Below are 2,228 nucleotides of genomic sequence, written 5' to 3' on the forward strand. Positions count from 1 at the left end.
GTCCATGGAGGTGATTTGCTCAAGATGCTTGACCAAGTCGCTTATGCTTGCGCCAGTCGCTACAGTGGTAGCTATGTCGTGACGCTATCGGTCGATCAAGTGATGTTCCGCGAGCCTATCTACGTGGGCGAGTTGGTCACTTTTGCTGCTAGTATCAATTATGTCGGTAGAACATCTATGGAAGTGGGCATACGGGTTGAAGCGGAGGACGTTCGCGCCCGTACGATTCGTCATACCAATAGCTGCTATTTTACTATGGTGGCGATTGATGATAACGGTAAACCGACGCCTGTACCTGCGCTTGAGATTAAAAACGCCATGCAACAGTGTCGTTTTGACGCAGGCTTGGCGCGTAAAGAGCTACGCATGCAAAGCTCGCATCGCCCGAGCTGCGACATCAATCAAATGATTGGCGAAAGTCTGGGCGCTGATAAGATGACAGATAAAAGCGGCAAGGACAATGACATGATTGGCGAGCTTGCTCAGCATAGCAATACCAAATAAGGCGCATTTTATCTAGCAAAATCATCAATACTAAAACAAAGTCTCACGAAAACCTTACTGACCAGTAGCGGCTATTTGGTTAAATTTAATGATAAATAAGGCAGTTAAAAATAGTTAGTGCTCATGGCTTAACTTTTTTGATGGCTGTTTTAGTTCATTATATTAACCATTCATTGAGCCTCATATGAGTTCAAAAAAAACTGTATCATCAAACATTCCTTCCAAAGATCAGCCAGCACCGCAAGCCGTTCGTACCCGCGGTGCTGGCAGTGCGCGTTCTATTGCCAATTTTACCAAAGATACTAGCAATTCTAAAGACGGTATCAATCCTAAGCTCAATTTTACTAACGTCACGAGCCCCGAAAACATTCAGGAGGACAAGAAGCAGGAAGACGAGAAATCCTCGTCGCTGGTTACTGTGCTAATTGCCGTAGGAGCGAATATTATTATTGCCATTGCCAAAACGGTGGCGGCATTTATGACTGGTTCCGCTTCTATGATTGCTGAATCAGCGCACTCGTGGGCAGATGCAGGTAATGGCACTCTACTCATCGTGGCGGAGAAAAAAGCGGTCAAACCTGCCGATAACAGTCACCCGTTAGGCTATGGTAAAGAGTCGTATGTGTGGTCGATGATTGCCGCTTTTGGCGTTTTTATGGCAGGCTCGATTGTTTCTATCTATACCGGTATCACCGAGTGGAATGCGCCTGAAACAGAAACCAATTACACCATTGGCTTTATTATTTTGGCAGTGGCCTTTGTGCTTGAAGGTTTTTCTCTAGTGCAGGCGTATTTACAAAGTAAAAAGCATGGTCAGGCTATCAATGTCAGTGCGTTAGGTTATGTGGTGAATACTTCAAACCCAACGTTGCGCGGGGTGTTTTTTGAGGATTTGGCCGCGGTCATTGGCTTGGTGGTCGCAGCGGCAGCCATGGGTATGCATGCCTATACGGGTGAGCCGTTCTGGGATGCTCTTGGTTCTATTATTGTTGGCATATTATTGGGTATGGTTGCCATCTTTTTAATCAATCGCAATCGTGATTTTTTGGTTGGCTATAAAGTCTCAGAAAAAACCCACTGCTATGTCTTAACGGAGCTATTAAATCAGTGGGTCGGCCCCAAAAAAATATTTATGGTGGCAGCGGTTGATATCGCTGGTAATCAACAAGAACAGCAAATCGCGCAAAAATTTGAAGATATTGAAAACCAATTCCGTGCCAATCCATTATTTCAAGAAGCGATTTTGACATTATCTGTTCCCAATGCTGAGGTTTTACGCCTGCCAGATGATCAGTGTGCTTAATAAGATTTGCCATATAATAAATAATCTTCACCTATAATAATAAGAGTCCTATATGAAAAATTACCTAAAATCTTCCAAAAAAAATACCAGTCGGCGTCCTACTACTATCAATCCATTACTTACTTTGGTGGTGACAACGCTGCTATCAACACCTATCGTCAATGCCAATGCAGAATTGATTGTCCACAGTGAGCCTAATACCGTTCGTAAGGACACCAATGATATTGCCAAGCAGCAAATGAACAAGCAAGCACCATCTGATGTGTCTATCATTAAACTGATGCAAGTGATGCATATTGACGAGCAGATTCAGTCTATCGTCAATGGTCAACAAGCGGCCATCGATGCCATTAATACGCAAACCAAAAACCAGAATCAAAGCAGTAATCAGCGCGCCAGTGACCAACCGTTAAATAAGCGC

At 43.9% G+C, this 2,228-nt stretch carries 2 protein-coding genes and 1 pseudogene; all 3 read left to right on the forward strand.

Going from position 1 to position 2,228, the window contains the following annotated elements; genetic code table 11:
- The coding region (locus V7D75_RS12005) for an acyl-CoA thioesterase (RefSeq protein WP_333614747.1) at positions 1-504 on the forward strand (504 nt) is incomplete at its 5' end.
- Positions 505-688: 184 nt separating this feature from the next.
- Positions 689-1,807 carry a cation diffusion facilitator family transporter gene (locus V7D75_RS12010; protein WP_333614748.1) on the forward strand — a complete coding sequence of 373 codons (1,119 nt, stop codon included), beginning with the start codon at positions 689-691 and terminating at the stop codon, positions 1,805-1,807.
- Between the two features lie 52 nt (positions 1,808-1,859).
- Positions 1,860-2,228, forward strand: a pseudogene (locus V7D75_RS12015) (DUF2059 domain-containing protein); the annotation flags it as partial.

The organism is Psychrobacter sp., assembly GCF_036731945.1.
Taxonomy (GTDB): domain Bacteria; phylum Pseudomonadota; class Gammaproteobacteria; order Pseudomonadales; family Moraxellaceae; genus Psychrobacter.